Raw genomic sequence first — 25,100 nt, 5'->3', positions numbered from 1 at the left:
TTTAAAACGAAAAACCAAATTCTCCTGTCACCCCAAACCTTCGGACATCTGGATTGTCTAAATAATTGCCTCTAAAGTTAAAATCGATTCGGAATATTTTAAAAATATTACCTACTCCTACACTCCATTCCCAGTAGCCTTTGGTAGGAGCTTGCAATAACAATCCGTTAGGTTGATTGAGCGCAATATTTTCGTCTGAAAGAGAACCGTACGCGGCTCTAACCCCTACAATTTCACGTAAGTTTAATTTCCGAAGCCAAGGAATTCTTGAAAATAATCTTCCGCCAAAATTATGTTGCATATGCATACTTAAATAGGTATCGCTTACAAACTCGTAAAAATCAAGGTTCGTAAAAGAGTTATAAATACTAAATAAAGTTTGGTTTCCTGGTATTGGACTCAACAATCCTAAAGGTACCGGATCAAATATCTTCCCAGCTTCAACCGTTGTGTACAATCTACCAATTCCTCCAATATTCCATGGTTGAAAATACAATCCTTGTATACGTGAATAATTAAAATCACCTCCTAAAACATCTTTCAACCCTTGTGTATATCCTACATAAAATGTGGGGAAATCCCCATCATTAATCACGGTTTGCTCTACCCCATAGCCTGATGTTTTCCTATTAGGCGAATAATACAATCCTAAATCAAGTTCGGGTTGTGAAATTTTACTTTGAATGCCCCCGTTTTCATCAAAATATTTTAAACTGAAGGTATCCGTAGCCGATTCTAACGTTCTATAGGTCCCAGTTAATCGAATTTGCAGGTTTTTTACGGGATCTATCGATAATCCCGCCGCTGTTAAATTAACTCGGGTAAGTTTGTCGTTTGCCCCAACCGTAATAAGAGCAGAAGAAGCTAAATTTCTACCTAAAACATCATTACTATTTGTTAAACTAGCCCCTGTTTGCTCTACATCTTTTCGGTTACCTCCAAAAATGGTTAAGCGTGATTTCCTATCAAGCAACCATTTGGCAGAAACGCCATGCTTAAATCTTCGATCTTTAAAACCATACGCTCCAAAAACCTCAACTCGCCAAGGATCATTCTGACTAAAATACGTACGCCCTCCTAAACGAATGCGTAATCCTTCTGCTTCGTTAAAACCAAAAATTGAAAATACAGGCCCCACATCAATATTACCCACTTGATAATATCCCGAAGCCAATGTTGCTCCTATATTATATAAACTTTTAAATCGAGGGATGGTTTTTAAGGTATCCAACATATTATATACCCCCTTCTCATCCCTGCTCAATTTTTCCATTCGACGCTCTTCCCAAAATTCATCAGGTCGCATATAGATATCTTCATTATAAGGATCTATTTGCTCTTTATAGAAGCTTTTATCCTTCGGAATATCAAATTCATAATGATCAAAAAGGGTCGTCCTTTTACCATAAATTCCTTGTGCTTTCTCTTTTTTACGAAGACTAAAATCGCTTAAAAAATAATCTCGTGTAATAAGAAAAATGGAATCGTTTAGCACTTCAAATTCTTGTTCAATATATACCTCTCTCACCCAGTTCAGGTTGGCACTTTTACTGGCTCTAAGATTAATTTCTTTGATTGCCCACGTACTGTCATTTACCCAAAAATCCCCTTTAAAGGTGAGTTCATTTTTTCGCCTTGGGTAATACACAATATTATAGCACCATTTATTATCCCTAAAGGCACTATCCAACAACACATAGTTATACACATCCACACCAGTTCTGGAAAGTGGACTAGTAAACGCTTTGTCGAAAAACTTTAAATAGTTATCATAGACATCGTACTCCTTGTACATATCTTTTATGAAAGCTATAAGGGTTTGATTGTTTTCAAATCCGCTATTCTTATTTCCTTCAAGAATCTCTTTTTCTTCCCTTAAAAGATTATCTCCATATACTTTTGAATAGGCTTCATTAATAAAAATGGGCAAATAACTATTCCCTGTAATATTGGAAGTGTCTATTTGTTCCCAAACAAATTCCATTCCCTTAAAAATTCTACTTTTAATAAGTGAAGAATCAATTGTATTTAAATCGAATTCGAGTTTTTCGTATTTATCGTATTGGTATTGTTTAAATTTTTTAACCCCGTTTTGTCTACGGTTTTCCCAAATTTTCCGAAGAATAACAATAGCAGGGTTATCTTTTTTTGATGTTTTCCCAGAATATACCACCACTTCCCCGAGTGACTCCACTTCTTCTTCTAAAACCACTTCTAAATTATAACTTACTTTTTGAGAAAGCGGAAAAGTATTCAGCTTATAACCTACAAACGAAACCCAAATAGCATCGTGGGTACTATCACTCTCTAGATAGAACCTTCCATTTTCGTTGGTAATAGTTCCTTCGTTTGAATCTTTGAAAATAACATTGGCAAAGGCAACAGGCTCTCCAAAAGTATCTTTCACAACACCACTCACCTTTGTTTGAGCAAAGAGAATTGAAGTAAAAAACAAAAGAAATAAGGGGAGGTTTTGCTTCATTGCAAAGGCTTGGGATTCATTGATTTGGAAACGAAAAAATTGATAAAAAAGTGCAATTATTCTTTATATAACACTTTTTTAACAGCCTTAACAACATCATTTTGATTAGGTAACCACTCTTCCAGTAATACTGGCGAATAGGGTGCAGGAGTATCTGCAGTATTTAATTTTATAATGGGAGCATCAAGGTAATCGAATGCTTGCGATTGTACTTGATAGGTAATCTCAGTAGCCACATTACCAAATGGCCAAGCTTCTTCAAGAATCACCAAACGGTTTGTTTTTTTAACACTATTCAAAATAGATTTATGGTCCATAGGTCTTACGGTACGCAGATCAATAATTTCACATTCTATTCCTTCTTTAGCAAGTGTTTCGGCAGCGGCATAGGCTTCCTTTATAATTTTTCCGAAGGATACGATAGTTACATCTTTTCCCTCGCGCTTAATTTCTGCAACGCCTAACGGAATTAAGTATTCACCCTCGGGCACCTCTCCTTTATCCCCATACATTTGCTCACTCTCCATAAAAATGACTGGGTCATCATCACGAATAGCACTTTTCAGCAATCCTTTAGCGTCCGCTGGATTACTAGGCACCACCACTTTTAATCCTGGGCAGTTGGCGTACCAGCTTTCAAAGGCTTGTGAGTGTGTTGCTGCTAACTGACCTGCAGAAGCTGTTGGACCTCGAAAAACAATAGGGCAGTTAAACTGTCCACCACTCATTTGCCGAATTTTTGCAGCATTATTTATAATTTGATCAATTCCAACTAAAGAGAAGTTAAAAGTCATAAATTCTACAATGGGGCGATTGCCATTCATCGCAGAACCTACAGCAATACCGGCAAAACCAAGTTCAGAAATGGGCGTGTCGATGACTCGTTTTGCACCAAACTCGTCCAGCATTCCCTTACTGGCCTTATAAGCACCGTTATATTCGGCTACTTCTTCGCCCATTAAATATATAGATTCATCGCGACGCATTTCTTCGGTCATCGCTTCACAAACGGCTTCTCTAAATTGTATTGTCTTCATGGTAGTATTTCAATTTATGCTTCTGAAAATTTTTCAGAACCACAAAAATAATATTATTTAGAACGTTCTTATCTCTTTTTAAAATATTTCTGAAATTTTATTATGCACGCATAGGAAAATTACATAGATTATTGTATCTTCGTAGCCCAATTTTAACGAGCAAAAAAGTCTTATTTATATGAAAATATTAGTGTGCATAAGCCACGTTCCAGACACAACTTCCAAAATTAATTTTACCGAGGGAGACACAAAATTCGACACCAATGGTGTTCAATTTGTAATCAATCCCAACGACGAGTTTGGACTTACCCGTGCTATGTGGTTTAAAGAAAAACAAGGTGCTACTGTTCATGTAGCCAACGTTGGAGGACCTGAAACCGAGCCTACTCTTCGTAAAGCCTTAGCCATTGGAGCCGATGAAGCGATACGAATAAATACTGTGGCAACCGATGGCTACTCTGTGGCAAAACAACTGGCCAATGTAGCTAAAGAAGGTGGTTACGACCTTGTAATTGGTGGGCGCGAGTCTATCGATTATAACGGCGGAATGGTTCCTGGAATGATTGCACAATTAACAGGAGCTAACTTTATTAATACTTGTATAGGTCTTGAAGTTGAAGGAAATAACGCTACTGCTGTTCGAGAAATGGATGGAGGGAAAGAAACGTTAAAAACGACACTTCCATTAGTAATTGGTGGGCAAAAGGGGTTGGTTGAAGAAAGTGATTTGCGAATTCCGAATATGAGAGGCATTATGCAAGCACGATCTAAGCCACTTCACGTAAAAGAAGCTGTGGATATTTCTAACGAAACGGCCTCCATTCAATTTGAAAAGCCAGCTCCAAAAGGCGCTGTGAAATTGGTCGATAATGTGGAAGACCTTGTAAATTTATTACATAACGAAGCAAAAGCTATCTAAAAGAAAATTATGTCAGTACTCGTATATACAGAATCAGACGGAGGAAAATTTAAAAAAATTGCTCAAGAAGCCGTGTCCTATGCAAAAGGCATCGCCGATATGTTGGGAACCAATGTAACAGCGGTTGCTATTAATGCTGAAAATGTTTCTGAATTGGGGGCGTTTGGTGCTTCAAAAGTATTAGAACTATCCAATGATTCATTAAAGAATTTTAATGCTGAAGCCTACGCCAGTATTGTAGCGGAAGCAGCAAAAAAAGAAAATGCACAAGTAGTTGTTTTAACGTCTAGCATCAACAGTAAATTTATTGCGCCACTTCTAGCTGTAAAGTTAGATGCAGGATATGTTCCTAATGTTGTTTCACTTCCAGAAAGTGCCAGCCCGTTTAAAGTAAAACACAGTGTATTTAGCAACAAAGCATTTTCACACACTGAAATTAAAACCGACACTAAAATTGTTGGACTTGCTAAAAATGCATTTGGAGTAAAAGAACACAATACCACAGCTACCACTGAAGCATTTTCTCCAGAAATTTCATCTGGAAATGTAGAAGTAGTTTCCGTAGATAAAGCCACCGATAAAATTACCATTGCTGATGCAGAGATAGTTGTTTCCGGAGGAAGAGGATTAAAAGGACCTGAGAACTGGGGAATGATAGAAGAGTTGGCCAGTGTTTTAGGTGCTGCAACTGCTTGTTCGAAACCAGTGAGTGATATGGGATGGAGACCACACAGTGAGCACGTAGGGCAAACTGGAAAGCCAGTAGCATCAAACTTATACATCGCAATTGGTATTAGTGGAGCAATTCAGCATTTAGCTGGAATTAATTCTTCAAAAGTGAAAGTGGTTATTAATAATGACCCAGAAGCTCCCTTCTTTAAAGCAGCCGATTACGGCATTGTAGGAGATGCTTTTGAAATTGTTCCACAACTCATTGAAAAATTAAAAGAGTTTAAGTCACAAAACGCATAATTTTTTATTAATTTGTACTTTAATTAAGGGCTGTTTAAATTAGGTAAGTCCCATTTTAAACAGCTTTTTTTAATGTAAAGAATGAGTTTAGTAAGACTTAATATCAAAGGAATTTCATATAGCCAAACCCAAAATGGCGCATATGCACTTATATTAAGTGAAGAAAAAGGGGAGCGAAAACTCCCTATTGTCATTGGCGCTTTTGAAGCACAATCAATCGCCATTGCGCTTGAAAAAGAAATTAAACCCCCTCGCCCACTCACTCACGACCTTTTTAAAAACTTTGCAGATCGATTTCAAATTGTTGTAAAACAAGTGATTATACATAAGTTGGTGGATGGCGTGTTTTACTCAAGTATTATTTCAGAAAGGGATGGAATAGAAGAAATTGTGGATGCTAGAACCAGTGATGCTATTGCTTTAGCGCTTCGGTTTAACGCACCTATTTTTACATATAAAGCAATTTTAGATAAGGCTGGGATCTATTTAAAAACAGCTTCTAAAGAAGAAAAAATTACCAAAGAAGAAGAAGAAGTAGTCATCGAAAAGCTGCTTACTGGAGATGATAAAGAATCGCAAAAAATAGTTTCTGAAAATTACAGCAAGTATACCTCCAAAGAACTTAATCAAATGCTCGATGAAGCTGTACATAATGAAGATTATGAAAAAGCTGCTGCCATAAGGGACGAAATATCTAAAAGAGAGAAATAACCTATGCAACAACTTTTTCTATTTATAGCTTTTATTGTATTTCAAGGCTTCAGTTTTGGACAGGATTTAGAAAAAGATTGGCAATTTACTTCGATAGAAGATTCAAACAATAATCCATTGTTTGAGGTAAACGCCAATAATGATAAACTTACATTTAAGGATGGTACATTTCAATATTCACTGGAAGCAAAAGACAACTTAAAAGCCTCTGGAGATTATATTTTTCAGAATAATTTATTGGTTCTTTTCTATAACCTGCCCAGTGATACTATTCGGCGCTATAGAGTTTCTCAATTAACGGATAGCACTTTAGTTTTTTCAGAGAATAATATAAGCTACGCTTTTAAAAGCCTTCCGAAAGAAGGATTAGCAACAACTACAGAAGAAGATTCAGATACAGCCGATGCGATTATTCCGTCCCAAGGGTTTTCAGTTAATAGTTTATGGCGTGGTATTTTGGGGATGATATCGCTCCTTATTATTGCATTTTTATTCAGTTCGAACAGAAAAGCCATTAACTGGAAAACAGTTGGTATAGGATTAACGTTTCAACTTGTCATTGCTATTGGGGTATTAAAAGTTAAGTTCGTTCAATCTATATTTGAAGGGGTTGGAAAGGTATTTGTTAAAGTCTTAGAGTTTACGCAAGCAGGGAGTAAATTTTTATTCGAAGGATTGGTGGTGGATATGGACACCTTTGGCTTTATTTTCGCCTTTCAGGTATTACCCACAATCATTTTCTTTTCAGCTTTAACCTCGGTATTATTCTATTTAGGAATTATCCAAAAGGTTGTAAAAGCATTTGGATGGTTACTCTCAAAATTGCTTAAAATCTCTGGTGCCGAAAGTTTAAGTGTGGCAGGAAATATTTTCTTAGGACAAACGGAAGCCCCTTTACTCATTAAAGCCTATTTAGAAAGAATGAACAAAAGTGAAATGCTTTTGGTTATGATTGGTGGAATGGCAACCGTTGCTGGCGCTGTGCTGGCCGCTTATATAGGGTTTTTAGGCGGTGATGATCCCGTATTACGACTTGTTTTTGCCAAACATTTACTTGCCGCTTCTGTTATGGCGGCTCCAGGTGCTATCGTAATATCCAAAATATTATATCCTCAAACCGAAGCTATTAATACCGATGTTACAGTCTCTTCAGAAAAAATTGGTTCTAACATCCTTGATGCCATTGCAAATGGGACTACTGAAGGATTACGATTGGCCGTAAACGTGGGTGCTATGTTACTGGTATTTGTTGCTTTTATAGCGATGCTGAATTGGGTTATTGGTGGCATTGGAGAAATGACCAATATCAATGAATGGATGGTTGCTAATACATCGTATCCTGAACTTTCATTAGAAGCCATTTTAGGGACAGTGTTTGCTCCATTAATGTGGCTTATTGGTGTCGATCAAGCAGATATGATGATGATGGGACAATTATTAGGTATAAAATTGGCCGCGAGTGAATTTGTGGGATACATACAATTGGCAGAATTAAAAAACACCGCAAGTGCAGTCCATTTAACCTACGAAAAGTCTATCATTATGGCTACCTATATGCTTTGTGGGTTTGCCAACTTCGCCTCTATTGGTATCCAGATTGGGGGTATTGGGTCGTTGGCTCCAGGGCAACGCAAAACACTTTCTAAATTTGGAATGAAATCCCTTATTGGGGGAACCATTGCTTCGTTAATTTCGGCAACCATTGCTGGAATGATTATTGGTTAATAACTATTCATAATTGAAACATACTTACGCTTTCAAAAAGGCGTTATCTTTTTTACATTTACCGCAAATCATTTTATTGAATTATGAAGCAGTACCACGATTTAGTGAAGCACGTTTTGGAGAACGGCGCAGTAAAACAAGACCGTACAGGCACGGGAACTAAAAGTGTTTTTGGATACCAAATGCGGTTCGACCTTAGCGAAGGTTTTCCTATGGTGACCACAAAAAAACTGCATTTAAAATCTATTATATACGAATTGTTGTGGTTTTTAAATGGAGATACCAACATTAAGTATCTTCAGGAAAATGGCGTGCGAATTTGGAATGAATGGGCCGATGAAAACGGAAATTTAGGTCCCGTATACGGACATCAATGGCGCAACTGGAATAGTGAAGAAATAGATCAAATTTCTGAAATAATTGAAACCCTAAAAACCAATCCCAATAGCCGAAGAATGTTAGTAAGCGCTTGGAATCCATCTGTGTTGCCAGATACTTCAAAATCATTTTCAGAAAATGTAGCCAATGGAAAAGCAGCCTTACCTCCTTGTCATGCCTTCTTTCAGTTTTATGTAGCGGAAGGCAAATTATCGTGCCAGTTATACCAACGCAGCGCTGATATTTTCTTGGGCGTACCTTTTAATATAGCTTCCTATGCGTTATTTACCATGATGATGGCACAGGTTTGTGGATATAAGCCCGGAGATTTCATTCATACCTTCGGTGATGCGCATATTTATAGCAATCATTTTGAACAATTAGAGCTCCAACTGTCGCGTGATATAAGGCCGCTACCAAAAATGTTGCTAAATCCAGAAGTAAAAGATATATTTGGCTTCAAATTTGATGACTTTACATTGTTAGATTATAATCCGCACCCACATATTAAAGGTGCTGTTGCGGTTTAAAAATTTCCTACTTATGAAAAAACTACTTGTACTACTATGTATGTCCGTTTCGGTAATGGGCTTTTCCCAAGAATGGGGTGGTGTTGATAAAAACACGGTTACCATGAAAGAGGTTGCTCCAACATGGCCTGGATGCGAATCTAAAAGTGGCGCTGGCACCGATGCTTGTTTTAAACAAAAATTAGCACAACATATTGGTAAAAACTTTAAATATCCTGCCGAAGCTTGGAAAAATAACGAGCAAGGAAAAGTAATTGTAGAATTTATGATTACCGAAAATGGCACCGTGGATATTAAAAATATTTCTGGAGGGACTGCTTCTTTACAAGAAGAGGCAAAAAGAAATATCATGCTTATCCCAAAAATGAAAAAACCGGGAATGCTTGCTGGAAAACCAAAAGCGATAAAATATACGGTCCCTTTTGATTTTAAAACTGGGAAGTAAATGAAGTTTTTATTTTCAGTTCTACTGTGTTTTTTAATTTTCACAACCCAAGCTCAGCAAATCAATATTGAAATTTGTAACGAAGCAAGTAATATTGCCGCAAGAAATAGTTGTATAAAAGGCGCTATAGAATCATTATTATTCAATAAGCTAAAAAAAGTTGCTAGTAATTCCCAAACCTCTCAAGATGTACAAGCTGAACTTTATCTTGACGCCATAGGAAATTTTTATCTAGACACTTTGGTTTCTTCTAATCCCCAAATGACAATAATTATGGAAGAAACAATTCAAGGAATAAAACCTTTAAGCTCCTACAAAAATACAAGTGGACAAATGCTTGAGGATATAATTTCACTTTCCCTTAAAGTGGATCCTGTTATGAATGATTTTAGTAAAGAAGATGAGCTTGGGTCAGATTTAGAAACTCAGGAAGCTGAGACTAAAAAAGAAGAAAAAGAGAACATTGCATTTGCGGTCATTGAAAATGTACCTGTATTTCCTGGATGCTATGCGGATTCTAACCAAGAACTAAAAGCCTGCATGTCATTGAATATCCAAAAACATGTGGTTAATAATTTTAATTTATCACTCGCTAATTCCCTTAATTTACCCTCCGGAAAACAACGAATTGCAGTTCAATTTAAAATAGACAAATTTGGATTTATTGTTAATGTAAGAGCCAGAGCCGAGCATCCTGCTTTGGAAGAGGAGGCCATACGAGTTGTACAGTCACTACCTCGAATGATTCCTGGGAAACAGCGCGGGAAAGAGGTAGGTGTTTTATATGCACTCCCAATCATTTTTCATGTAGAAGGGGAAACTCCACAAAATGAGAAACAGGCAAAAAAGAGGAAAAAAAGAACTTAATTCCTTTTAAGAATTTCAACTATCTTGTTAAGATCATCCATCGTGTTGTAATAATGAAAACTCACTCGCATCCCACCCCCTCGTGGAGAGCAAATAATCTTGTGATCATTTAATTTTTGAAATAAGGTTTTATCCCCTTTAATATTGAAAATAGAAGAATGTATCTTTCTATGTACCGTATGAGGAAGCAATACACCTAAAGCTTCAAATTGTGCCTTTGCTGTTTCCGAAAGAACTGCTATTTGATTATAAATTAACTCTTTTCCAACTTCTTCAAAAAATACCATGGATTGTTCCAAGCTTCCATAATTTAGAGTGTCCTGATGACCAGGCTCAAAATGCCTAATAAACAAGGTTTCTGAAGCTTTACTTTCAAATCGTTCTGCCGAATTAAACCCAAGGGTTTGTGGATGGATCCGTTCCTTCGCACTTTCTTTCACCATAAAAAACCCATTACCGTAGCCAGCGGTGAGCCATTTGTAAGCACTCGCTCCTAACACATCGATTCCACTTTCAGAAAAGTTAAAAGGCTCGGTACCCAAATATTGTGTTCCGTCTGCAACAATAAGCATATTGGGATACTTCGATTTCAATTCTTTTATAAATTCTAAATCGATTTTAATCCCGGTAAGCCATTGCACAATACTAAACATAAAAATAGCTGGCTTATGTTTTGATACTGCTGCTTCAATATTTTGTTCTAAATGCTCGTCAATTTCACCATAGCACACATCAAAATCACGCATCTCTACGGGCCAATTAATAGATGGATAATCCCCTTTAAGCAACAATATTTTCTGTCCTTTAGGAAGTCCTTCTAGCAGGGTATTCATTCCAAATGAAAGATTGGGAATAAGTGCCGTTTCCTTTTCCGAAGCATTAAAAAATTGCGCTACTTTTCCACGTATTTGCTCAATATGCGCTTTGTGCTTATCCCTAAAAACACTAGCATAATTCATTAAATCTAGATCGTGCTGCCGTCGCCATTCAATAACAGGTTTAGGGACAACTCCATTGGATGCGGTATTTAAGTAGGTACAATTTTGTAAACCTGGAAAATGTTTTTTGATATCTTTCATAATAGAAATGAAATATGCCTAAAATTAGGTATTTTTACCAAAGCAACCCCTTTTTTATGTTTTCAAAAAACAAAAAAACAGATAGACTAGATTCGGAACAACGCGAACAATACGAGTACGCTCGCAAACGTGTAAAACAGAAAAAGCGATTGATGCAGCATTTTATCGTTTTCCTGGCAGGATCTGTATTATTAGTTATAATTAATCCTGTTCTGGGAATAGGAAAAGGTTTTTTTATTCCAAATTGGTTTGTTTGGGCTATCTTACTATGGGCATTATTATTTTTAATCCACTTGCTCAATGTGTTTATTCTGAATAAATTCATGGGAAAAGAATGGGAAGACAGACAAATTGAAAAACTAAAAGCAAAGCAACAAGCCAAAATTGATTCCTTATATCTTGAGGTTGAAAAAGAAATCACTTCTGCCGAAGTAAAAAAAAACGACCCTCCAGAGGAAACTACAACACTATGATTACTATTATTGCCGCTGCGGGTGAAAATAATGAACTAGGAAAAAACAACGATTTGGTTTGGCACTTGCCAGACGATTTTAAACGATTTAAACAGCTTACTACAGGACACCATATTATTATGGGTAGAAAAACTTTTGAATCTTTCCCCAAGCCCCTCCCCAACCGAACCCATATCGTGATCACTCGAAATAAAAACTACCGAAAAGAAGGGATAATAGTCGTTTCTAGTATTGAAGAAGCCCTAGAAAAAGCGAAAGAAGATTCGCAACCCTTTATTATAGGAGGGGGAGAAATTTATAAGCAAAGTATCCCTTTTGCTGATAAAATAGAATTAACACGTGTTCATGGAACTTTTGAGGCAGATACTTTCTTCCCCACTTTTTCTAAAGAACACTGGACTCTTGTGCATCAAGAATTTCACGAAAAAGACGATAGACACAACTACAGTTTTACCTATGAAACTTGGCAGAAAAAATAGTGTTATTTTTGTTTACCAATAACAAATAAATTTGAAATCTCAAATATTATATAGATGAAAGCATATGTTTTTCCGGGCCAAGGAGCTCAATTTACTGGAATGGGAAAAGACCTTTACGAAGCTTCAGATAAAGCCAAAGATTTATTTGCACAAGCAAACGAAGTGTTAGGATTCGATATTACCAAAATCATGTTCGAAGGAACTGCTGAAGAATTAAAAGAAACAAAGGTCACTCAACCAGCTATATTTCTTCACTCTACCATTTTGGCAGAAGTGATGGGCCCTACCTTTCAGCCCGATATGGTTGCAGGTCATTCTTTGGGAGAGCTTTCGGCTTTGGTTGCCAATCGTACTATTGCTTTTAGTGACGGATTAGAACTGGTGTATAAAAGAGCGCTTGCCATGCAAAAGGCATGCGAAATGACTCCCTCCACTATGGCAGCTGTTTTAGGGTTGGAAGATGCAATTGTTGAAGAAATCTGTGGAAAAACTCCTGGTATTGTGGTGGCTGCGAACTATAATTGCCCAGGGCAATTGGTCATTTCTGGAGAAATTGAAGCGGTGAATTTAGCTTGCGAAGCATTAAAAGAAGCGGGGGCAAGACGCGCCCTATTACTTCCCGTTGGTGGTGCTTTTCATAGCCCTCTCATGGAACCTGCTCGTGAAGAACTAGCAGCCGCTATCGAGAATACACAATTTACAGCGCCAGCTTGTCCTATTTATCAAAATGTGAGTACGACAGCGGTTACAGATGCTTCTCGAATAAAGAAAAATTTGATGGAGCAATTAACCGCTCCAGTAAAGTGGACACAAAGTGTGCAAAACATGATAAAAGATGGAGCAACCACATTTATTGAAGTAGGTCCAGGAAATGTTTTACAAGGATTAGTGAAAAAAGTAGATAATACCATGCTTACTGAAAAAGCTACTTTTTACGTAGGATTGTAACTTTTTTACCCGTAAACTTTTATCGGCATTGCCCAAAATCATCACTATAGGCTTTAAGTTAGTATAAAATTAAAGCCCTATGGATAAGTTAATGACACCCACTGCAGATGAAAGAATAGATCTTATTTTACAAGACCAATCCTCTTCTTTCCCTAATGAAACTATTTCCATTCCGAAAAAACTATGGCTTCAAACGCTTTCTGAAATATCGCTTTGGCTGTATTCTTTTCATCAAAAGCAACAATTAAAATATAAAAGAATTGTTGAAAAGCTCACTAATGAGTCACTACCTCAACCCAAAATTAAGGTACAAAACAAAGTCGCATCCGTTTCGGAAGAAATCATTAACGAGATCCTTTTTAAGATAAAGGAATTTGAATTAAATAAAGGATATCTAGACAAAGACCTAGACCTTTCAAGTCTAGCTAAAACTTTAGGAACAAACCACAGCTATCTTAGCAGAGTCATAAATCAGGTAAAGGAAAAGTCTTTCAAAAACTATTTGAACGATTTACGGATAGAATACGCCTATGTCGATTTACAAACAAATCCGAAAAAGCGGCGATATACCATTGAAGCTATTGCTAGGGATGTTGGTTTTAAAAGTGCCGAAAGTTTTTCAAAAAAATTTAAACAACGATTTGAGATGTATCCATCGGTCTTTTTGAAAAAGTTAAATGAAGGCAATTAGTGTCTTCCCGATAAGTAATTTATTGTTTATAAATTTCCCCTTCTTTCATCACAAAAATTACATTTTCTAGGGTGCTAATGTTTTGGGTTGGATCTTCATCCACGGCCACGATATCTGCAATAAAGCCTTTTTCGAGTTGCCCTAGTTGGCCTTCCATATCAAGTAATTTTGCATTGGTGATAGTTGCAGATTGAATAGCAAACATAGGAGTCCAACCTACTTCAACCATGTATCTAAATTCCTTGGCATTTTCTCCATGAGGAAAGACGCCGGCATCTGTTCCAAAGGCGATATTAATACCTTCTTTCTTTACCATAGCGAAGGTTTCTTTTAATTGAGCATCGATAGCTAAAATTTTTGGTATAATAATATCTGGATAGTAATTAGGAATCTTTGCCATTTCAGCAACGTATCTGCCAGCCGACAAGGTAGGGACTAAATAGGTACCATATTGTTTCATCAACAAAGCCGTTTCCTTATCCATAAGAGAGCCATGCTCTATAGTGATAACTCCAGCTTTAATAGCTATTTTCATTCCTTCAATTCCGTGAGCGTGGGCTGCTACAGACATTCCATATTCTTTGGCTGTTTTTACAATTTCATTGGCTTCATCTTGCGTAAATTGGGCATTCTGCCCATTTTTTGTAACACTTAACACTCCTCCTGTAGCTGTGATTTTTATCCAATCGGCTCCGTTTTTATACCGTTGTCTTACTGCCTTTCGTGCCTCGGCTGGACTATTGATTACTCCATCGGCAGGACCAGGATCTCCCATTAATTCTTTTTTTCTGCCGCTGGTAGGATCTGCGTGACCTCCTGTGGTAGCAATGGCTTTTTCGGCTGTAAAAATTCTAGGCCCCGGGATTTTACCTTTAGCAATGGCATTTCGCAATGAGACATTGACTCCACTTCCTCCTAAATCTCGAACCGTTGTAAACCCAGCCATTAACGTGCGATTGGCAATTTCGGCGGCATTATAGGCTATGTCTGCATCATTAAGTGTAAAAGCCTCAAGGTATCTCGTGGGGCTCGTTTCACTTTCAATATGAACATGCATATCGATAAACCCTGGCAAAACAGTTTTAGATTTTAAATCGACAACTATTACAGAATCATTTGTTGGAATAAGAAAGCCATTTTCAATACTTTTTATAGTCTTTCCTAAAACAATAATTGTCTTGTCAATTAATACTTTTCCATTTTTAGTATCGATTATTTTCCCACAATGGAGAAAGGTCTCTTGTGCCTGCGCCGTAATAAAGACCAATAAAAATAATGTGAGTAGCGTATTTTTCATAAAAGAAAGATAGTATAATTTCTGAAGATTCAGAAAGAAAGATTTCGAGGTATAATTTTTTAAAAGGAAAAAATACTAAACCCCTCTTACACTTTTTTCCCACTCCCATGCAGAAGCCAAGGCTTCTTCCATGGTTTTTTCAGTTTTCCAACCAAGTTCCTTATTTGCCTTGGTGGTATCTGCATAAACCGCAATGACATCACCAGGTCTTCGATCCACAATTTTATACGGAAGCTTTTTGCCCGTAACTTTTTCAAAAGCCTTAATGACTTCCAATACAGAACTACCTCTTCCAGTACCTAAGTTGAATATTTCAAAATTTGAAGAATTTCTTTTTTCAAAAAGACGTTGAAGCGCAACAACGTGTGCTTTTGCTAAATCAACTACATGAATATAATCGCGAATACAACTGCCGTCCGGGGTTGGGTAATCATTTCCATACACCGAAAGTTCTTTTCGCAAGCCTGCTGCGGTTTGCGTAATAAACGGAACTAAATTTTGTGGTGCCCCTTTAGGTAATTCACCTATTTCGGCCGATTTATGTGCCCCTATAGGATTAAAATACCGAAGTGATATAGATTGAATATTTGAGGCATTGCAAGTATCTTGTATTATTTCTTCACTTATTTGCTTCGAATTTCCGTAGGGAGAAACAGCTTTTTTTACGGGCGCCTCCTCTGTTATAGGCAGACTATCCGGCTCTCCATAAACCGTACATGAAGAACTGAAAATAAAATTTGAAATAGCATGTTTTTGACATTGCTGAAGCAGATATACCAGCGAGTGAAGGTTATTTTCGTAGTACAATAATGGGTTTTCTACACTTTCACCTACGGCCTTACTTGCCGCAAAATGAATAATCCCATCTACCGAATTTTCTTTAAAAAAAACTTCAACCGCATTTTTGTCTCGTAAATCTATTTTGTGAAATGCTGGTTTTTGCCCGGTAATTTTTTCTATCCTATCCAATACACTTATATCGGCATTGGATAAATCATCAATTATAACAACACTAAATCCTTTTTCTTGAAGCTCAACTACCGTATGAGAACCTATATATCCTAACCCTCCTGTAACTAGTATTTTTTTCATAAAGTGTAGGTCTATTTTGTCACAAAATCAATCACCGTTTTTGTAATAAAATTAATTTGTTCATCGTCCAACTCAGTATGCATAGGAAGTGAAATGACTTCTTTTACCAACTGATTTGTCACAGTAAAGTCTGCTTCATCATAGCGCTCATCTGCATAGGCTTTTTGCGCATGTAATGGAATTGGGTAGTATACACCGCATGGAATTTCATTTGCGTTAAGATTTGCCACTAATGCATCTCTGTCTGTGTTCAAAACTCTAAGTGTATATTGATGAAACACATGGCAATCACAAACATCGCAAATAGAATTGCCGTTTTTACAACATCCTGTTGGAGTAATTATATTTGAGATTTCTTCAAAAGCTTTTGTATATTTTCTGGAAGCATTTCTACGAGCCATATTATAGGCATCTAAATTTGGTAATTTCGCTCTTAAAATAGTGGCCTGTATAGAATCTAATCGTGAATTAACACCTACCACATCGTGATGATAACGGACGTACATTCCGTGATTTACAATTCCCCGAAGCGTATGTGCTAAATCATCATCATTGGTAAAAATGGCTCCTCCATCCCCGTAACAACCCAAATTTTTCGAAGGAAAAAACGAGGTTGAAGCGACATGTCCTATAGCTCCTGTTTTCTTTTTACTTCCATCTTTGGATGTATACGTAGCCCCAATTCCTTGCGCGTTATCTTCAATAACATATAAATTATGCGCTTTAGCAATTTCCATGATTTCATCCATTGGCGCCGAAAGACCAAATAAATGCACTGGTACAATGGCCTTAGTTTTAGGAGTAATGGCTCGCTTTATTGCATGTATGTCAATATTAAAATTCACTGGATCTACATCCACCAAAACAGGAGTGAGTCCTAAAAGGGCTATCACCTCTACCGTTGCGGCAAAAGTAAAATCTGCAGTAATTACTTCATCACCTGCCTTTAATCCAAGACCCATCATAGCAATTTGCAAAGCATCGGTTCCATTGGCGCACGGAATGACATGCTTTACACCCAAATAATCTTCTAATTCTTTTTGGAATTGATGGACCTCAGGACCATTGATAAAAGCGGTTGATTCTATCACATCGAGTACTGACTGATTTACCTGCTCTTTAATGTGTTCGTATTGACCTTTAAGGTCAACCATTTGTATTTTTTTCATGAATGTTTTCTCAAAGTGTTCAAAATTACGAAAATTGAAAACGGCGCACAATGCAATTCCCCAAAGAAACGTATTTTAGCATTACTTATTCTATGATGCGAACACTTTATACTTTTTTAACCTACGGAAGTCAAGTAGCACTTTGGCCCACTCAATTTTTCAGTAAAAAAATGAAACTCTTTGTGGATGGGCGTAAACAAGTTTTTCAAACTTTAAAAGAAAACATTTCATCAACAGATAAAACCATTTGGTTTCATTGTGCTTCTTTAGGCGAATTTGAGCAAGGTTTACCCATTATGGAAGCCATAAAAAAGGAGAAGCCCGATCATAAACTTATTATTACCTTTTTTTCACCATCGGGATACGAAATAAAAAAGAACACACCCATAGCCGATGTCGTTACGTATCTTCCTTATGATACCCATAAAAATGCAAAGCAATTTCTAAAGATTGTACACCCCACACTTGTATTTTTTGTAAAATATGATTTTTGGCCTAACTATTTATTCGAATTAAAAAAACAGGGAATTCGCACTTTTTTAGTTTCAGGATTATTTAGAAAAAATCAGTCTTTCTTTAAATCCTATGGCTCATTTATGCGAAAGGCATTAGGTTGTTTTGAACAATTTTTTGTTCAGAATGAAAATTCAAAAAAATTATTGTCCCAGATTGGTTTTGAAAATGTTACAGTAAGTGGAGATACACGATTTGATAGAGTTTCCCACCAAATTGAAATGGACAACACACTTGATTTTATGGATTCGTTTAAAGGGGATTCTTTATGTATTGTCTGTGGAAGCGCTTGGCCTGAGGATGAAGCTGTTCTTTTAAATTACATAAATTCATCTCCATCCCATGTTAAATGGGTAATTGCACCACATAAAATAGACTCAGATAAAATTGCCTCCTTTAAAAACAAACTGTTTAAGAAAGCCGTACTTTTTTCGGAAAAAGGAAAGAACATCCTCTCGGAAAATTCCATTTTAATACTAGATACTATTGGGTTACTTTCAAAAGTATATAGTTATGCCGATATAGCTTATGTAGGGGGAGCTATGGGAACTACGGGATTGCACAATATTTTGGAACCTGCCACTTTTGGAATTCCAATAGTAATTGGCAAAAATTTTAAAAAATTCCCAGAGGCACTAAAACTTCAAGATATAGCGGGTCTTTATGCTGTTGAGAGCGAAGAAGATTGTACCAAAGTTTTAGAAAAATTTGTAACGGATAGAAAATTTAGAGAGCAAACAGGTATGATCACTGGCCATTTTGTGAATAGCAACACTGGTGCTACACAAATCATTATCCAAAAAATAAGTTAAAAATCGATTTTAAACTTAATATTTGTTAAAAAAGTAGGCTTTTGTATTTTCTTTAACATCATTCAATTCTTCAAAATTTATATTGGCATGTACAAACCATCAAAAACCGATGAATCATGAAAAAACTATGTTTAGCTATTATTATTGTTCTAACTACTTCAATTTATAGTAGTTGTCGCGAAAAAGAAACTAAGGTAATCATTGAAGAAAAAACCGTTGAAACCACAGAGGAAAAGAAAGGAATTCTTGAGCGAGTGGGTGAAGAAGTAGACAAAGAAGTTAACGAAGAAATTGATGAGGAAATTGAAAAAATTGGAAACGACGACCAATAATAACTACCTCTTAACACAAATATTTTAAACCATCAAATATTAAAAATCATGAAAAGATCAATCGTATTATTAGTTCTAAGTTTAATTCTTACTTTTTCATTTACCTCTTGTAGAGAAAAAACAGAAAAAGAGGAAATCATTGAAGAAATACAAGAAGACGGAGCCACTTTGAAAAAGAAAGTAGATGGCGATGAAGTAAAAATTAAAATGGAAACGGAAGACAAAGAAGTAAAAATTAAAGAAGAAGACGGAGAGACAAAAATTAAAATTGATGACGACTCCGACTCATAATCTAGAATAACTACAAAAGGAAAGCCTGCATTTTGCAGGCTTTTTTTATGTTTTTAAGTTACTTATTTGCCCTTTCAATTCTTCCATAGATTGTTGGAGTTGACGCAGCAAAGTACTTTCAGAGGGTTCTTCGATACCGAAGGTGAGTTTACTATTGACCATCCAAAGCTCTTGAATTTCTCTTATTTCAACTTCAATAGGTAAGTATTCAGGATTTAAAGAAATCAATTTCACCTTTTGAGGTGTATTTGGTAATTTTTGAAGCTTCTTTACCAAAACCGAATCATTTAACACTACAATATATATTCTACTATCTGAAGCTTCAGAAATACTGGCAACGGCGCGTCCTAGGACCCATTCATTGGGTCTTATATTGGGTAACATGCTATCACCTTCTACTTGAAATCCTCGATAAGATGCATTTCTATATTGTGGTAGCGGAATATTAAAAGCCGGCAATTTCCCAACCCACTCTACATCTTGAATATTGTGAGGATATCCAGCCGCAGCCTTTTGGTTTACAAGCAAAATACTGTCTTCTCCATCACTATTTAAGGTAATTACCTTAGGGCTCACATCATTTTCATTAATATTAATGTGCTTTGCATAGCTTTTACCGTACAACCACAACGGGTTAATGCCAAATTGATGTAATAGCTGCATAACTATTTTACCAGAAAGTTTTGTTTTCCCTCTTTCAATATCTGCTGTACTTGCTTTAATGCCTAAAACCTCCGCAAAAGATAGCTGGGTATGCTTTAATTCTTCACGAATCTTTTTAAATCGTTTTACCTCAATTGATAGTTCTTTATCCATTATTCAAATATAACCAAAATAGGAATATATCCAATATAACTTAGGAATATTTCCTATAAAAATAAAATGTAACTTATTAGTACTCAAATCATAAAATTTATATAATTTTGACCTTGAAAAATTAATTACTAATCTTATCAACTATGAAAAAATTATTTATCTCATTCGCAGCACTTTGCTTAGTAGCTTCTGTATACTCTTGTAGAGAAACTGAAAAGAAAGCCGAAGATGCTATGGATGCTACTGAAGAAGCAGTAGAAGAAGCAATGGATGCTACTGAAGATGCTATGGAAGAAACTAAAGACGCTATGGAAAATGCCGTAGATAGCTTAGGGAACGCCGTAGAAGAAAAAGTAGAAGAAGTAAAAGGAAACTAATTCCTAAACCACTTTACAAAAAAAGCCCGTGAATATTCACGGGCTTTTTTTATTCTAATCTATTAATTCACTATTTCTCCAAAATAATAAACTCAGATCTCCTGTTTAATTGATGATCTACCTCGCTACAAGGGACGCCATCTGCACATCGATTCATAAGTTGGGATTCTCCGTATCCGCGTCCAGTTATTCTACTGCTATCTATTCCTCTACTCACAATATAATGCACCGTTGATTTTGCACGAGCATCCGATAATTTAAAATTAAAAGCATCACTTGCTCGACTATCGGTATGTGATCGAACGTCAATTTTAAGTTTAGGGAATCTTAACATAGCTTCCACAACCTTATTTAGTTCTAATTGCGCATCTGGACGAATATAAGACTCAGCAAGATCAAAATAAATAGGATTTAAATTTAATAACACCCCTAAATCTTGACCAACCTTGGCCTCTCTAATCTCTTTATCTTTTTCTGAAGCTAAATAAAGTGTTTTCTTAATTTCACTTTCATATTCCCCAGTCGTTACAAATGATTTTTCAGAAGTCGAAAAATCTGGCTTAGAAGCTCGAATTGCATATCCCGTCGAACATTCAATTACATCAAACCAAAATTCTCCTTTATTATTAGATTTTGTTTCTTCCAATACGTTATTATCGCTGTCTAGAAGCACCACTTTCGCATCTACAATTAAATCGTCTGTTTCTTGATCTCTAACCTCCCCTGAAAGTGACTGATGACAGTTTTTAATTAATTGTGCTGTTTGTTCAAACGAATAAATATCATCCTCACCTAATCCTCCGGGTCTGTTTGAAGAAAAATATCCTAATCCTGTTGAACTATTAATAACAAATGAAAAGTCATCATTCCTACTGTTTACAGGCGCTCCAATGTTAAATCCTTTATCATAATTTCCTTCTTCACTTAATTCTGAAACATAAATATCCAATCCTCCAAGGCCTACATGCCCATCTGAAGCAAAATACAAGTCTCCATTTGTATCAATAAAGGGAAAGGTTTCACGTCCTTCCGTATTAACAGCATCCCCAAGATTTACTGGCTCTCCATAACTATCCCCATCAATGGAAACTTTATACAAATCTGAAGATCCTTCTCCACCAGGCATATCACTGGCAAAAATTAAAGCTTTTTCATCGGCGCTGAGTGCAGGATGTGCAACTGAATAATTGTCACTATTAAAAGGCAATTCTTTTGCTTCACCCCATCCTTTTTCGGTTCTGGTGGATTTATATAGTTTTAAGTTTGTAATTCCTTGCCCGTCTTTTTTACGTTTTTTATTCGTAAAATTATTGCGCGTAAAATACATAGTTTGCCCATCCTTGGTAAATACTGCTGTTGACTCGTGATATCGAGTGTTTATATTACTTCTATAACGCCGAGGCTCTCCCTCTTCACTTGCAAGTATGGCATATAACTCAGAAAAAGGCTGGTCATTCCAATCGTGCAATCTTTGAGACGCTGTACGTGTTTCTCTATTGGAAGTGAAAATAATTTCTCCTCCATTTAAAGTTGGTCCAAAGTCTGATAACTTAGAATTAAATGGAACTGTGAAAACATTAAAACGTCCCGATTGTAATTCAATTAGTTTTAGATAATTTCGTTCCTCAGAAAATAAAGTAGCCCTATCATCTTTTGAAGCTTTTTCATTTAAACGCTCCATAATTCTATCTGCCGTTGCGTATTTTCCAATCGTTTTTAGAGATTGAGCATAACGGTACAAATATTCTTTATTTATGTCTTCAGAAAAAGAAAAGAGTGCGCCATACCATTTGGCAGCATCTTCATATTCTCCGTTAAAATAATAAGAATCTCCTAGTTTTGATAAAATGTTTACAGAGCGATAACCACTTTCAACTGCTTTTTCATAGGCCGCTCGGGCATCCATAAAGGCATAATTGCTATAATGCTCATCTCCTTTTGCTTCTTTTGTATTTTCTCCTTTTACTTTTTTAGTTTCTTTTAAAGAAGACCCTTTCTCCTCTTGTGCAAAAGAAATGCTACAAAAGAACATGAAAGTAAGAGCAAATAAGAAATATTTTTTTGTACTTGTATTCATAATAGTTACGTATTAAAAGAATCTTGGATTTTTTAGACCTTCATTTCTGTTAAACAATTCAAATCTTAGGAAGACTTCGTAAGAACCATCGTTATACTGTTGTAAATCGGTTGTTTCCCAATCATATGCAAAACCTATCATTAGTTGATCTGAAATTTGGAAACCAACCAACCCACTTAAGGATGCGCTCCATCTATAAGCAGCTCCTAGTGTTAATTTTTCGTGTATTAAAAAATTAGCTGAAATATCTACTTGTAAGGGTGACCCAGAAACTAACTTTGAAAGTAAAGCAGGCTTAAATTTTAAATTTTCGGTAACATCAAAAGCATAGCCAGTCATTAGATAAAAATTGACACGTTCTTTTGCCGTGGCGCTTGCATTTGAATTATTACTTATGGAAGCCTCATCAAAATGTTCGGTTTGTAAAACATTAGGAACGCTTAATCCTAAATAAAACTTATCTGTGTAATAAAAAGCTCCTGCTCCTACTTGGGGCGAAAATTTATCAATGTTAATTTCTGCCAATGCATCATTCTGAAAAGGTCCTTTTGCTCGGTCAGAATTAATATCTAAAATATGTCCTCCTGCTTTAAGCCCTAATGCTAGCTTCCCTATTTCAGAAACATCTAATGTATAGCTAAACATAGCATCGATAAAAGTCTCATTAGAGATAAAAATTTCGTCACGAGTAATATTTAGCCCTAATCCTACCTTTTTCCCTACAGGAGAGTGGATCCCAAAATTCATAGTCCTTGGTGCTCCGTCAAGCCCTACCCATTGAGTTCTATATAACCCAATAACACTAAGCATATCCCTTGAGCCAGCATATGCAGCATTGACACTTAAAGGATTGTACATATACTGAGTATACTGCGCATCCTGTTGGGCATACATATTCTCTGTGCAAACCCCTAAAGCAATTAGAATTAAAACAAGTGTGAAAAATTTTTTCATAGGTTTCAATATTTGGCCTACTGGGCACACACCCAGTAGGCATTTATATTATACTTTTATCTTCTATTAATATATAATGGTCCAGCTAATTGTTTGGTCTCTCCATTAGCGTTCACATAATTAAGAACGTAATAGTAAGTTCCAACTGGTAGCAACTCATTTCTTTCAACTGTTGCTCTTCCGTCTGAATATCCTCTGAAGAAGTTATCTCCTTGACCATATCCTTGAGTTCCATACACTTTAACACCCCAACGGTTAAATATCTCTAGGTTATTATTAGGGAACCTATGGATACCTCTTATTACAAACACATCGTTAAGACCGTCATCATTTGGTGTCATGATGTCAAAGACTTCAAGGTTATCATCTTCTGTAATATCACCATTGTTTTCTTCTTCATAATCTGGAAGTCCATCACCATCGTCATCTCCTACTTCATCTCCATTAGGTATTCCATCGCCATCACAATCTAGGTTTAACCATTCTTCAGTTACAATAGTTAAGTCTTGATCTTCCCAGTTAAAATCACAAGGATCTGTTGGGTCTGTGGACTCGTCTCCTTCAATAGGATCTACTTCATCACCATTAGGTACTCCATCGCCGTCACAGTCTAACATCTCCCATTCTTCTGAAGGCGGCAGAGTTTGACTATCAAAAACAAAGTCACAAATATCTAATGGATCTGTACCATCACTCACTTCATCTCCATCATTAACACCGTCACCATCGGTATCTGGATCAAGCGGATCTGTACCAATTGTAACTTCATCTCCATTAGAGAGCCCATCATTATCACAATCTGCATTTAGCCATTCCTGACTTGGAGGTACTGTTTGACTTTCAAGAATGAAATCACAGAAATCTAAAGGATCGGTGCCATCTAAAATTTCATCTAAATTAGTCACTCCGTCGCCATCACAATCCAACGCCTCCCACTCTTCACTAATAGTCATAATATCTTGACTTAATGGGTCATAATCACAAGGATCTACTGGATTAGTTCCGTCTACAACTTCTTGGCCATTGGTTACTCCATCACCATCACAGTCACCATCAATCCAAGCTTGACTTGGAGGAACCGTTTGACTGGTCCATACTAAATCACAACTGTCTAAGGGGTCCGTGCCATCGGCAACTTCATCGCCATTGGTCACTCCATCACCATCACAATCTAAGGCCTCCCATGCGGCGGTTGGTGTGGTATCTTGATTGGCTAGTATAAAGTCACAAGGATCTACTGGGTCTGTACCATCAATCACTTCCTGACCGTTGGTTACTCCATCACCATCACAATCCAAGGCTTCCCAAGCAGCACTCGGTGGTACTGTCTGGCTAGCTACTACTAAATCACATTCGTCTAAGGGGTCTGTACCATCAGCAATCTCATCGCCATTGGTCACTCCATCACCATCACAATCCAACGCCTCCCAAGCAGGTGTCGTAGGGACCGTCTGGCTTGTTAATTGGAAATCACAAGGATCTACTGGATCGGTGCCATCAATTACTTCATCGCCATTGGTTACTCCATCACCATCACAGTCACCATCAATCCAAGCTTGACTTGGAGGAACCGTTTGACTGGTCCATACTAAATCACAACTGTCTAAGGGGTCCGTGCCATCGGCAACTTCATC

At 36.6% G+C, this 25,100-nt stretch carries 25 protein-coding genes; 15 read left to right on the top strand and 10 right to left on the bottom strand.

Features of this window, described 5'->3' with window-relative positions; translation table 11 throughout:
- Position 1: 1 nt before the first annotated feature.
- Positions 2–2,482: a DUF5686 family protein gene (locus KXJ69_RS13305; RefSeq protein WP_219053612.1), complete on the bottom strand. Its 2,481-nt coding sequence runs from the start codon at positions 2,480–2,482 to the stop codon at positions 2–4.
- A gap of 56 nt (positions 2,483–2,538) precedes the next feature.
- Positions 2,539–3,519, bottom strand: a complete 981-nt coding sequence (locus tag KXJ69_RS13300; RefSeq protein WP_219053611.1) for a pyruvate dehydrogenase complex E1 component subunit beta — start codon at positions 3,517–3,519, stop codon at positions 2,539–2,541.
- A 178-nt stretch (positions 3,520–3,697) separates the two neighbouring features.
- On the opposite strand from KXJ69_RS13300, the gene KXJ69_RS13295 reads away from it, so the two are divergent.
- The 7 genes from KXJ69_RS13295 to KXJ69_RS13265 all read left to right on the top strand — a co-directional run bounded on the left by KXJ69_RS13295 (position 3,698) and on the right by KXJ69_RS13265 (position 10,066).
- On the top strand, positions 3,698–4,438 hold the full coding sequence (locus KXJ69_RS13295) for an electron transfer flavoprotein subunit beta/FixA family protein (RefSeq protein ID WP_219053610.1): 741 nt from the start codon (positions 3,698–3,700) through the stop codon (positions 4,436–4,438).
- A 9-nt stretch (positions 4,439–4,447) separates the two neighbouring features.
- Positions 4,448–5,410: an electron transfer flavoprotein subunit alpha/FixB family protein gene (locus KXJ69_RS13290; RefSeq protein ID WP_219053609.1), complete on the top strand. Its 963-nt coding sequence runs from the start codon at positions 4,448–4,450 to the stop codon at positions 5,408–5,410.
- Between the two features lie 81 nt (positions 5,411–5,491).
- Positions 5,492–6,121, top strand: coding sequence for a bifunctional nuclease family protein (locus KXJ69_RS13285; RefSeq protein ID WP_219053608.1), 630 nt, complete (start codon positions 5,492–5,494; stop codon positions 6,119–6,121).
- 3 nt (positions 6,122–6,124) lie between these two features.
- Positions 6,125–7,846 carry a nucleoside transporter C-terminal domain-containing protein gene (locus KXJ69_RS13280; RefSeq protein WP_219053607.1) on the top strand — a complete coding sequence of 574 codons (1,722 nt, stop codon included), beginning with the start codon at positions 6,125–6,127 and terminating at the stop codon, positions 7,844–7,846.
- Between the two features lie 83 nt (positions 7,847–7,929).
- Positions 7,930–8,754, top strand: coding sequence for a thymidylate synthase (locus KXJ69_RS13275; RefSeq protein WP_219053606.1), 825 nt, complete (start codon positions 7,930–7,932; stop codon positions 8,752–8,754).
- A gap of 13 nt (positions 8,755–8,767) precedes the next feature.
- Complete coding sequence (locus KXJ69_RS13270; protein ID WP_219053605.1) at positions 8,768–9,199, top strand: energy transducer TonB; 432 nt, start codon at positions 8,768–8,770, stop codon at positions 9,197–9,199.
- Positions 9,200–10,066: an energy transducer TonB gene (locus KXJ69_RS13265; protein WP_219053604.1), complete on the top strand. Its 867-nt coding sequence runs from the start codon at positions 9,200–9,202 to the stop codon at positions 10,064–10,066.
- Here the strand turns inward: KXJ69_RS13265 and KXJ69_RS13260 are convergent.
- Positions 10,063–11,145: an aminotransferase class V-fold PLP-dependent enzyme gene (locus tag KXJ69_RS13260; RefSeq protein WP_219053603.1), complete on the bottom strand. Its 1,083-nt coding sequence runs from the start codon at positions 11,143–11,145 to the stop codon at positions 10,063–10,065. The genes KXJ69_RS13265 and KXJ69_RS13260 overlap by 4 nt on opposite strands.
- Before the next feature lie 56 nt (positions 11,146–11,201).
- Between KXJ69_RS13260 and KXJ69_RS13255 the strand changes: the two genes are divergently transcribed.
- From KXJ69_RS13255 to KXJ69_RS13240, 4 genes are all read left to right on the top strand, one after another.
- The gene (locus tag KXJ69_RS13255) at positions 11,202–11,618 is read left to right on the top strand and encodes a 2TM domain-containing protein (RefSeq protein WP_219053602.1); all 417 of its coding nucleotides are present in this window, start codon (positions 11,202–11,204) and stop codon (positions 11,616–11,618) included.
- Positions 11,615–12,097 carry a dihydrofolate reductase gene (locus KXJ69_RS13250; protein ID WP_219053601.1) on the top strand — a complete coding sequence of 161 codons (483 nt, stop codon included), beginning with the start codon at positions 11,615–11,617 and terminating at the stop codon, positions 12,095–12,097. The genes KXJ69_RS13255 and KXJ69_RS13250 overlap by 4 nt, the downstream gene beginning before the upstream one ends.
- A gap of 54 nt (positions 12,098–12,151) precedes the next feature.
- Positions 12,152–13,045 (top strand): ACP S-malonyltransferase, encoded by an 894-nt coding sequence (fabD, locus tag KXJ69_RS13245; RefSeq protein ID WP_219053600.1) that lies wholly within the window; start codon positions 12,152–12,154, stop codon positions 13,043–13,045.
- Positions 13,046–13,124: 79 nt separating this feature from the next.
- Positions 13,125–13,736 (top strand): helix-turn-helix domain-containing protein, encoded by a 612-nt coding sequence (locus KXJ69_RS13240; RefSeq protein ID WP_219053599.1) that lies wholly within the window; start codon positions 13,125–13,127, stop codon positions 13,734–13,736.
- 19 nt (positions 13,737–13,755) lie between these two features.
- On the opposite strand, the gene KXJ69_RS13235 is transcribed toward KXJ69_RS13240, so the two are convergent.
- The 3 genes from KXJ69_RS13235 to KXJ69_RS13225 all read right to left on the bottom strand — a co-directional run bounded on the left by KXJ69_RS13235 (position 13,756) and on the right by KXJ69_RS13225 (position 17,294).
- Positions 13,756–15,033, bottom strand: coding sequence for a metal-dependent hydrolase family protein (locus tag KXJ69_RS13235; RefSeq protein WP_219053598.1), 1,278 nt, complete (start codon positions 15,031–15,033; stop codon positions 13,756–13,758).
- A 75-nt stretch (positions 15,034–15,108) separates the two neighbouring features.
- Complete coding sequence (gene galE / locus KXJ69_RS13230) at positions 15,109–16,125, bottom strand: UDP-glucose 4-epimerase GalE (protein WP_219053597.1); 1,017 nt, start codon at positions 16,123–16,125, stop codon at positions 15,109–15,111.
- 11 nt (positions 16,126–16,136) lie between these two features.
- A complete protein-coding gene (locus KXJ69_RS13225) occupies positions 16,137–17,294 on the bottom strand; it encodes a DegT/DnrJ/EryC1/StrS family aminotransferase (protein WP_219053596.1) in 1,158 nt (385 codons plus the stop codon).
- Positions 17,295–17,344: 50 nt separating this feature from the next.
- Here KXJ69_RS13225 and KXJ69_RS13220 point away from each other — a divergent pair, with 50 nt between their 5' ends.
- The 3 genes from KXJ69_RS13220 to KXJ69_RS13210 all read left to right on the top strand — a co-directional run bounded on the left by KXJ69_RS13220 (position 17,345) and on the right by KXJ69_RS13210 (position 19,242).
- On the top strand, positions 17,345–18,619 hold the full coding sequence (locus KXJ69_RS13220; RefSeq protein WP_255571379.1) for a 3-deoxy-D-manno-octulosonic acid transferase: 1,275 nt from the start codon (positions 17,345–17,347) through the stop codon (positions 18,617–18,619).
- 116 nt (positions 18,620–18,735) lie between these two features.
- A complete protein-coding gene (locus KXJ69_RS13215; RefSeq protein WP_219053595.1) occupies positions 18,736–18,951 on the top strand; it encodes a hypothetical protein in 216 nt (71 codons plus the stop codon).
- Positions 18,952–18,999: 48 nt separating this feature from the next.
- Positions 19,000–19,242, top strand: a complete 243-nt coding sequence (locus KXJ69_RS13210; RefSeq protein WP_219053594.1) for a hypothetical protein — start codon at positions 19,000–19,002, stop codon at positions 19,240–19,242.
- Between the two features lie 45 nt (positions 19,243–19,287).
- Here KXJ69_RS13210 and KXJ69_RS13205 read toward each other — a convergent pair whose 3' ends face one another.
- Positions 19,288–20,058, bottom strand: a complete 771-nt coding sequence (locus KXJ69_RS13205; RefSeq protein WP_219053593.1) for a LexA family transcriptional regulator — start codon at positions 20,056–20,058, stop codon at positions 19,288–19,290.
- Between the two features lie 143 nt (positions 20,059–20,201).
- Here KXJ69_RS13205 and KXJ69_RS13200 point away from each other — a divergent pair, with 143 nt between their 5' ends.
- The gene (locus KXJ69_RS13200; RefSeq protein ID WP_219053592.1) at positions 20,202–20,435 is read left to right on the top strand and encodes a hypothetical protein; all 234 of its coding nucleotides are present in this window, start codon (positions 20,202–20,204) and stop codon (positions 20,433–20,435) included.
- 70 nt (positions 20,436–20,505) lie between these two features.
- On the opposite strand, the gene KXJ69_RS13195 is transcribed toward KXJ69_RS13200, so the two are convergent.
- The 3 genes from KXJ69_RS13195 to KXJ69_RS13185 form a co-directional block, all read right to left on the bottom strand.
- The gene (locus KXJ69_RS13195) at positions 20,506–22,512 is read right to left on the bottom strand and encodes an OmpA family protein (protein ID WP_219053591.1); all 2,007 of its coding nucleotides are present in this window, start codon (positions 22,510–22,512) and stop codon (positions 20,506–20,508) included.
- Between the two features lie 12 nt (positions 22,513–22,524).
- A complete protein-coding gene (locus KXJ69_RS13190) occupies positions 22,525–23,466 on the bottom strand; it encodes a PorP/SprF family type IX secretion system membrane protein (RefSeq protein WP_219053590.1) in 942 nt (313 codons plus the stop codon).
- A 56-nt stretch (positions 23,467–23,522) separates the two neighbouring features.
- Positions 23,523–25,100 (bottom strand): T9SS type B sorting domain-containing protein (locus KXJ69_RS13185; RefSeq protein ID WP_219053589.1); only part of this gene is annotated, 1,578 nt, incomplete at its 5' end.

Source organism: Halomarinibacterium sedimenti (assembly GCF_019312585.1).
In the GTDB taxonomy this organism is placed as follows: Bacteria; Bacteroidota; Bacteroidia; order Flavobacteriales; family Flavobacteriaceae; genus Halomarinibacterium; species Halomarinibacterium sedimenti.
The sequence above is the reverse complement of the archived record's forward strand: the minus strand, read 5'-3'. Positions and strand labels throughout refer to the sequence as shown.

What these genes read in the sequence shown, in the direction of transcription:
- KXJ69_RS13305 (WP_219053612.1), bottom strand. Translation starts at nt 2,482, where the DNA reads ATGAAGCAAAACCTCCCCTTATTTCTTTTGTTTTTTACTTCAATTCTC.
- KXJ69_RS13300 (WP_219053611.1), bottom strand. Translation starts at nt 3,519, where the DNA reads ATGAAGACAATACAATTTAGAGAAGCCGTTTGTGAAGCGATGACCGAA.
- KXJ69_RS13295 (WP_219053610.1), top strand. Translation starts at nt 3,698, where the DNA reads ATGAAAATATTAGTGTGCATAAGCCACGTTCCAGACACAACTTCCAAA.
- KXJ69_RS13290 (WP_219053609.1), top strand. Translation starts at nt 4,448, where the DNA reads ATGTCAGTACTCGTATATACAGAATCAGACGGAGGAAAATTTAAAAAA.
- KXJ69_RS13285 (WP_219053608.1), top strand. Translation starts at nt 5,492, where the DNA reads ATGAGTTTAGTAAGACTTAATATCAAAGGAATTTCATATAGCCAAACC.
- KXJ69_RS13280 (WP_219053607.1), top strand. Translation starts at nt 6,125, where the DNA reads ATGCAACAACTTTTTCTATTTATAGCTTTTATTGTATTTCAAGGCTTC.
- KXJ69_RS13275 (WP_219053606.1), top strand. Translation starts at nt 7,930, where the DNA reads ATGAAGCAGTACCACGATTTAGTGAAGCACGTTTTGGAGAACGGCGCA.
- KXJ69_RS13270 (WP_219053605.1), top strand. Translation starts at nt 8,768, where the DNA reads ATGAAAAAACTACTTGTACTACTATGTATGTCCGTTTCGGTAATGGGC.
- KXJ69_RS13265 (WP_219053604.1), top strand. Translation starts at nt 9,200, where the DNA reads ATGAAGTTTTTATTTTCAGTTCTACTGTGTTTTTTAATTTTCACAACC.
- KXJ69_RS13260 (WP_219053603.1), bottom strand. Translation starts at nt 11,145, where the DNA reads ATGAAAGATATCAAAAAACATTTTCCAGGTTTACAAAATTGTACCTAC.
- KXJ69_RS13255 (WP_219053602.1), top strand. Translation starts at nt 11,202, where the DNA reads ATGTTTTCAAAAAACAAAAAAACAGATAGACTAGATTCGGAACAACGC.
- KXJ69_RS13250 (WP_219053601.1), top strand. Translation starts at nt 11,615, where the DNA reads ATGATTACTATTATTGCCGCTGCGGGTGAAAATAATGAACTAGGAAAA.
- fabD (WP_219053600.1), top strand. Translation starts at nt 12,152, where the DNA reads ATGAAAGCATATGTTTTTCCGGGCCAAGGAGCTCAATTTACTGGAATG.
- KXJ69_RS13240 (WP_219053599.1), top strand. Translation starts at nt 13,125, where the DNA reads ATGGATAAGTTAATGACACCCACTGCAGATGAAAGAATAGATCTTATT.
- KXJ69_RS13235 (WP_219053598.1), bottom strand. Translation starts at nt 15,033, where the DNA reads ATGAAAAATACGCTACTCACATTATTTTTATTGGTCTTTATTACGGCG.
- galE (WP_219053597.1), bottom strand. Translation starts at nt 16,125, where the DNA reads ATGAAAAAAATACTAGTTACAGGAGGGTTAGGATATATAGGTTCTCAT.
- KXJ69_RS13225 (WP_219053596.1), bottom strand. Translation starts at nt 17,294, where the DNA reads ATGAAAAAAATACAAATGGTTGACCTTAAAGGTCAATACGAACACATT.
- KXJ69_RS13220 (WP_255571379.1), top strand. Translation starts at nt 17,345, where the DNA reads ATGCAATTCCCCAAAGAAACGTATTTTAGCATTACTTATTCTATGATG.
- KXJ69_RS13215 (WP_219053595.1), top strand. Translation starts at nt 18,736, where the DNA reads ATGAAAAAACTATGTTTAGCTATTATTATTGTTCTAACTACTTCAATT.
- KXJ69_RS13210 (WP_219053594.1), top strand. Translation starts at nt 19,000, where the DNA reads ATGAAAAGATCAATCGTATTATTAGTTCTAAGTTTAATTCTTACTTTT.
- KXJ69_RS13205 (WP_219053593.1), bottom strand. Translation starts at nt 20,058, where the DNA reads ATGGATAAAGAACTATCAATTGAGGTAAAACGATTTAAAAAGATTCGT.
- KXJ69_RS13200 (WP_219053592.1), top strand. Translation starts at nt 20,202, where the DNA reads ATGAAAAAATTATTTATCTCATTCGCAGCACTTTGCTTAGTAGCTTCT.
- KXJ69_RS13195 (WP_219053591.1), bottom strand. Translation starts at nt 22,512, where the DNA reads ATGAATACAAGTACAAAAAAATATTTCTTATTTGCTCTTACTTTCATG.
- KXJ69_RS13190 (WP_219053590.1), bottom strand. Translation starts at nt 23,466, where the DNA reads ATGAAAAAATTTTTCACACTTGTTTTAATTCTAATTGCTTTAGGGGTT.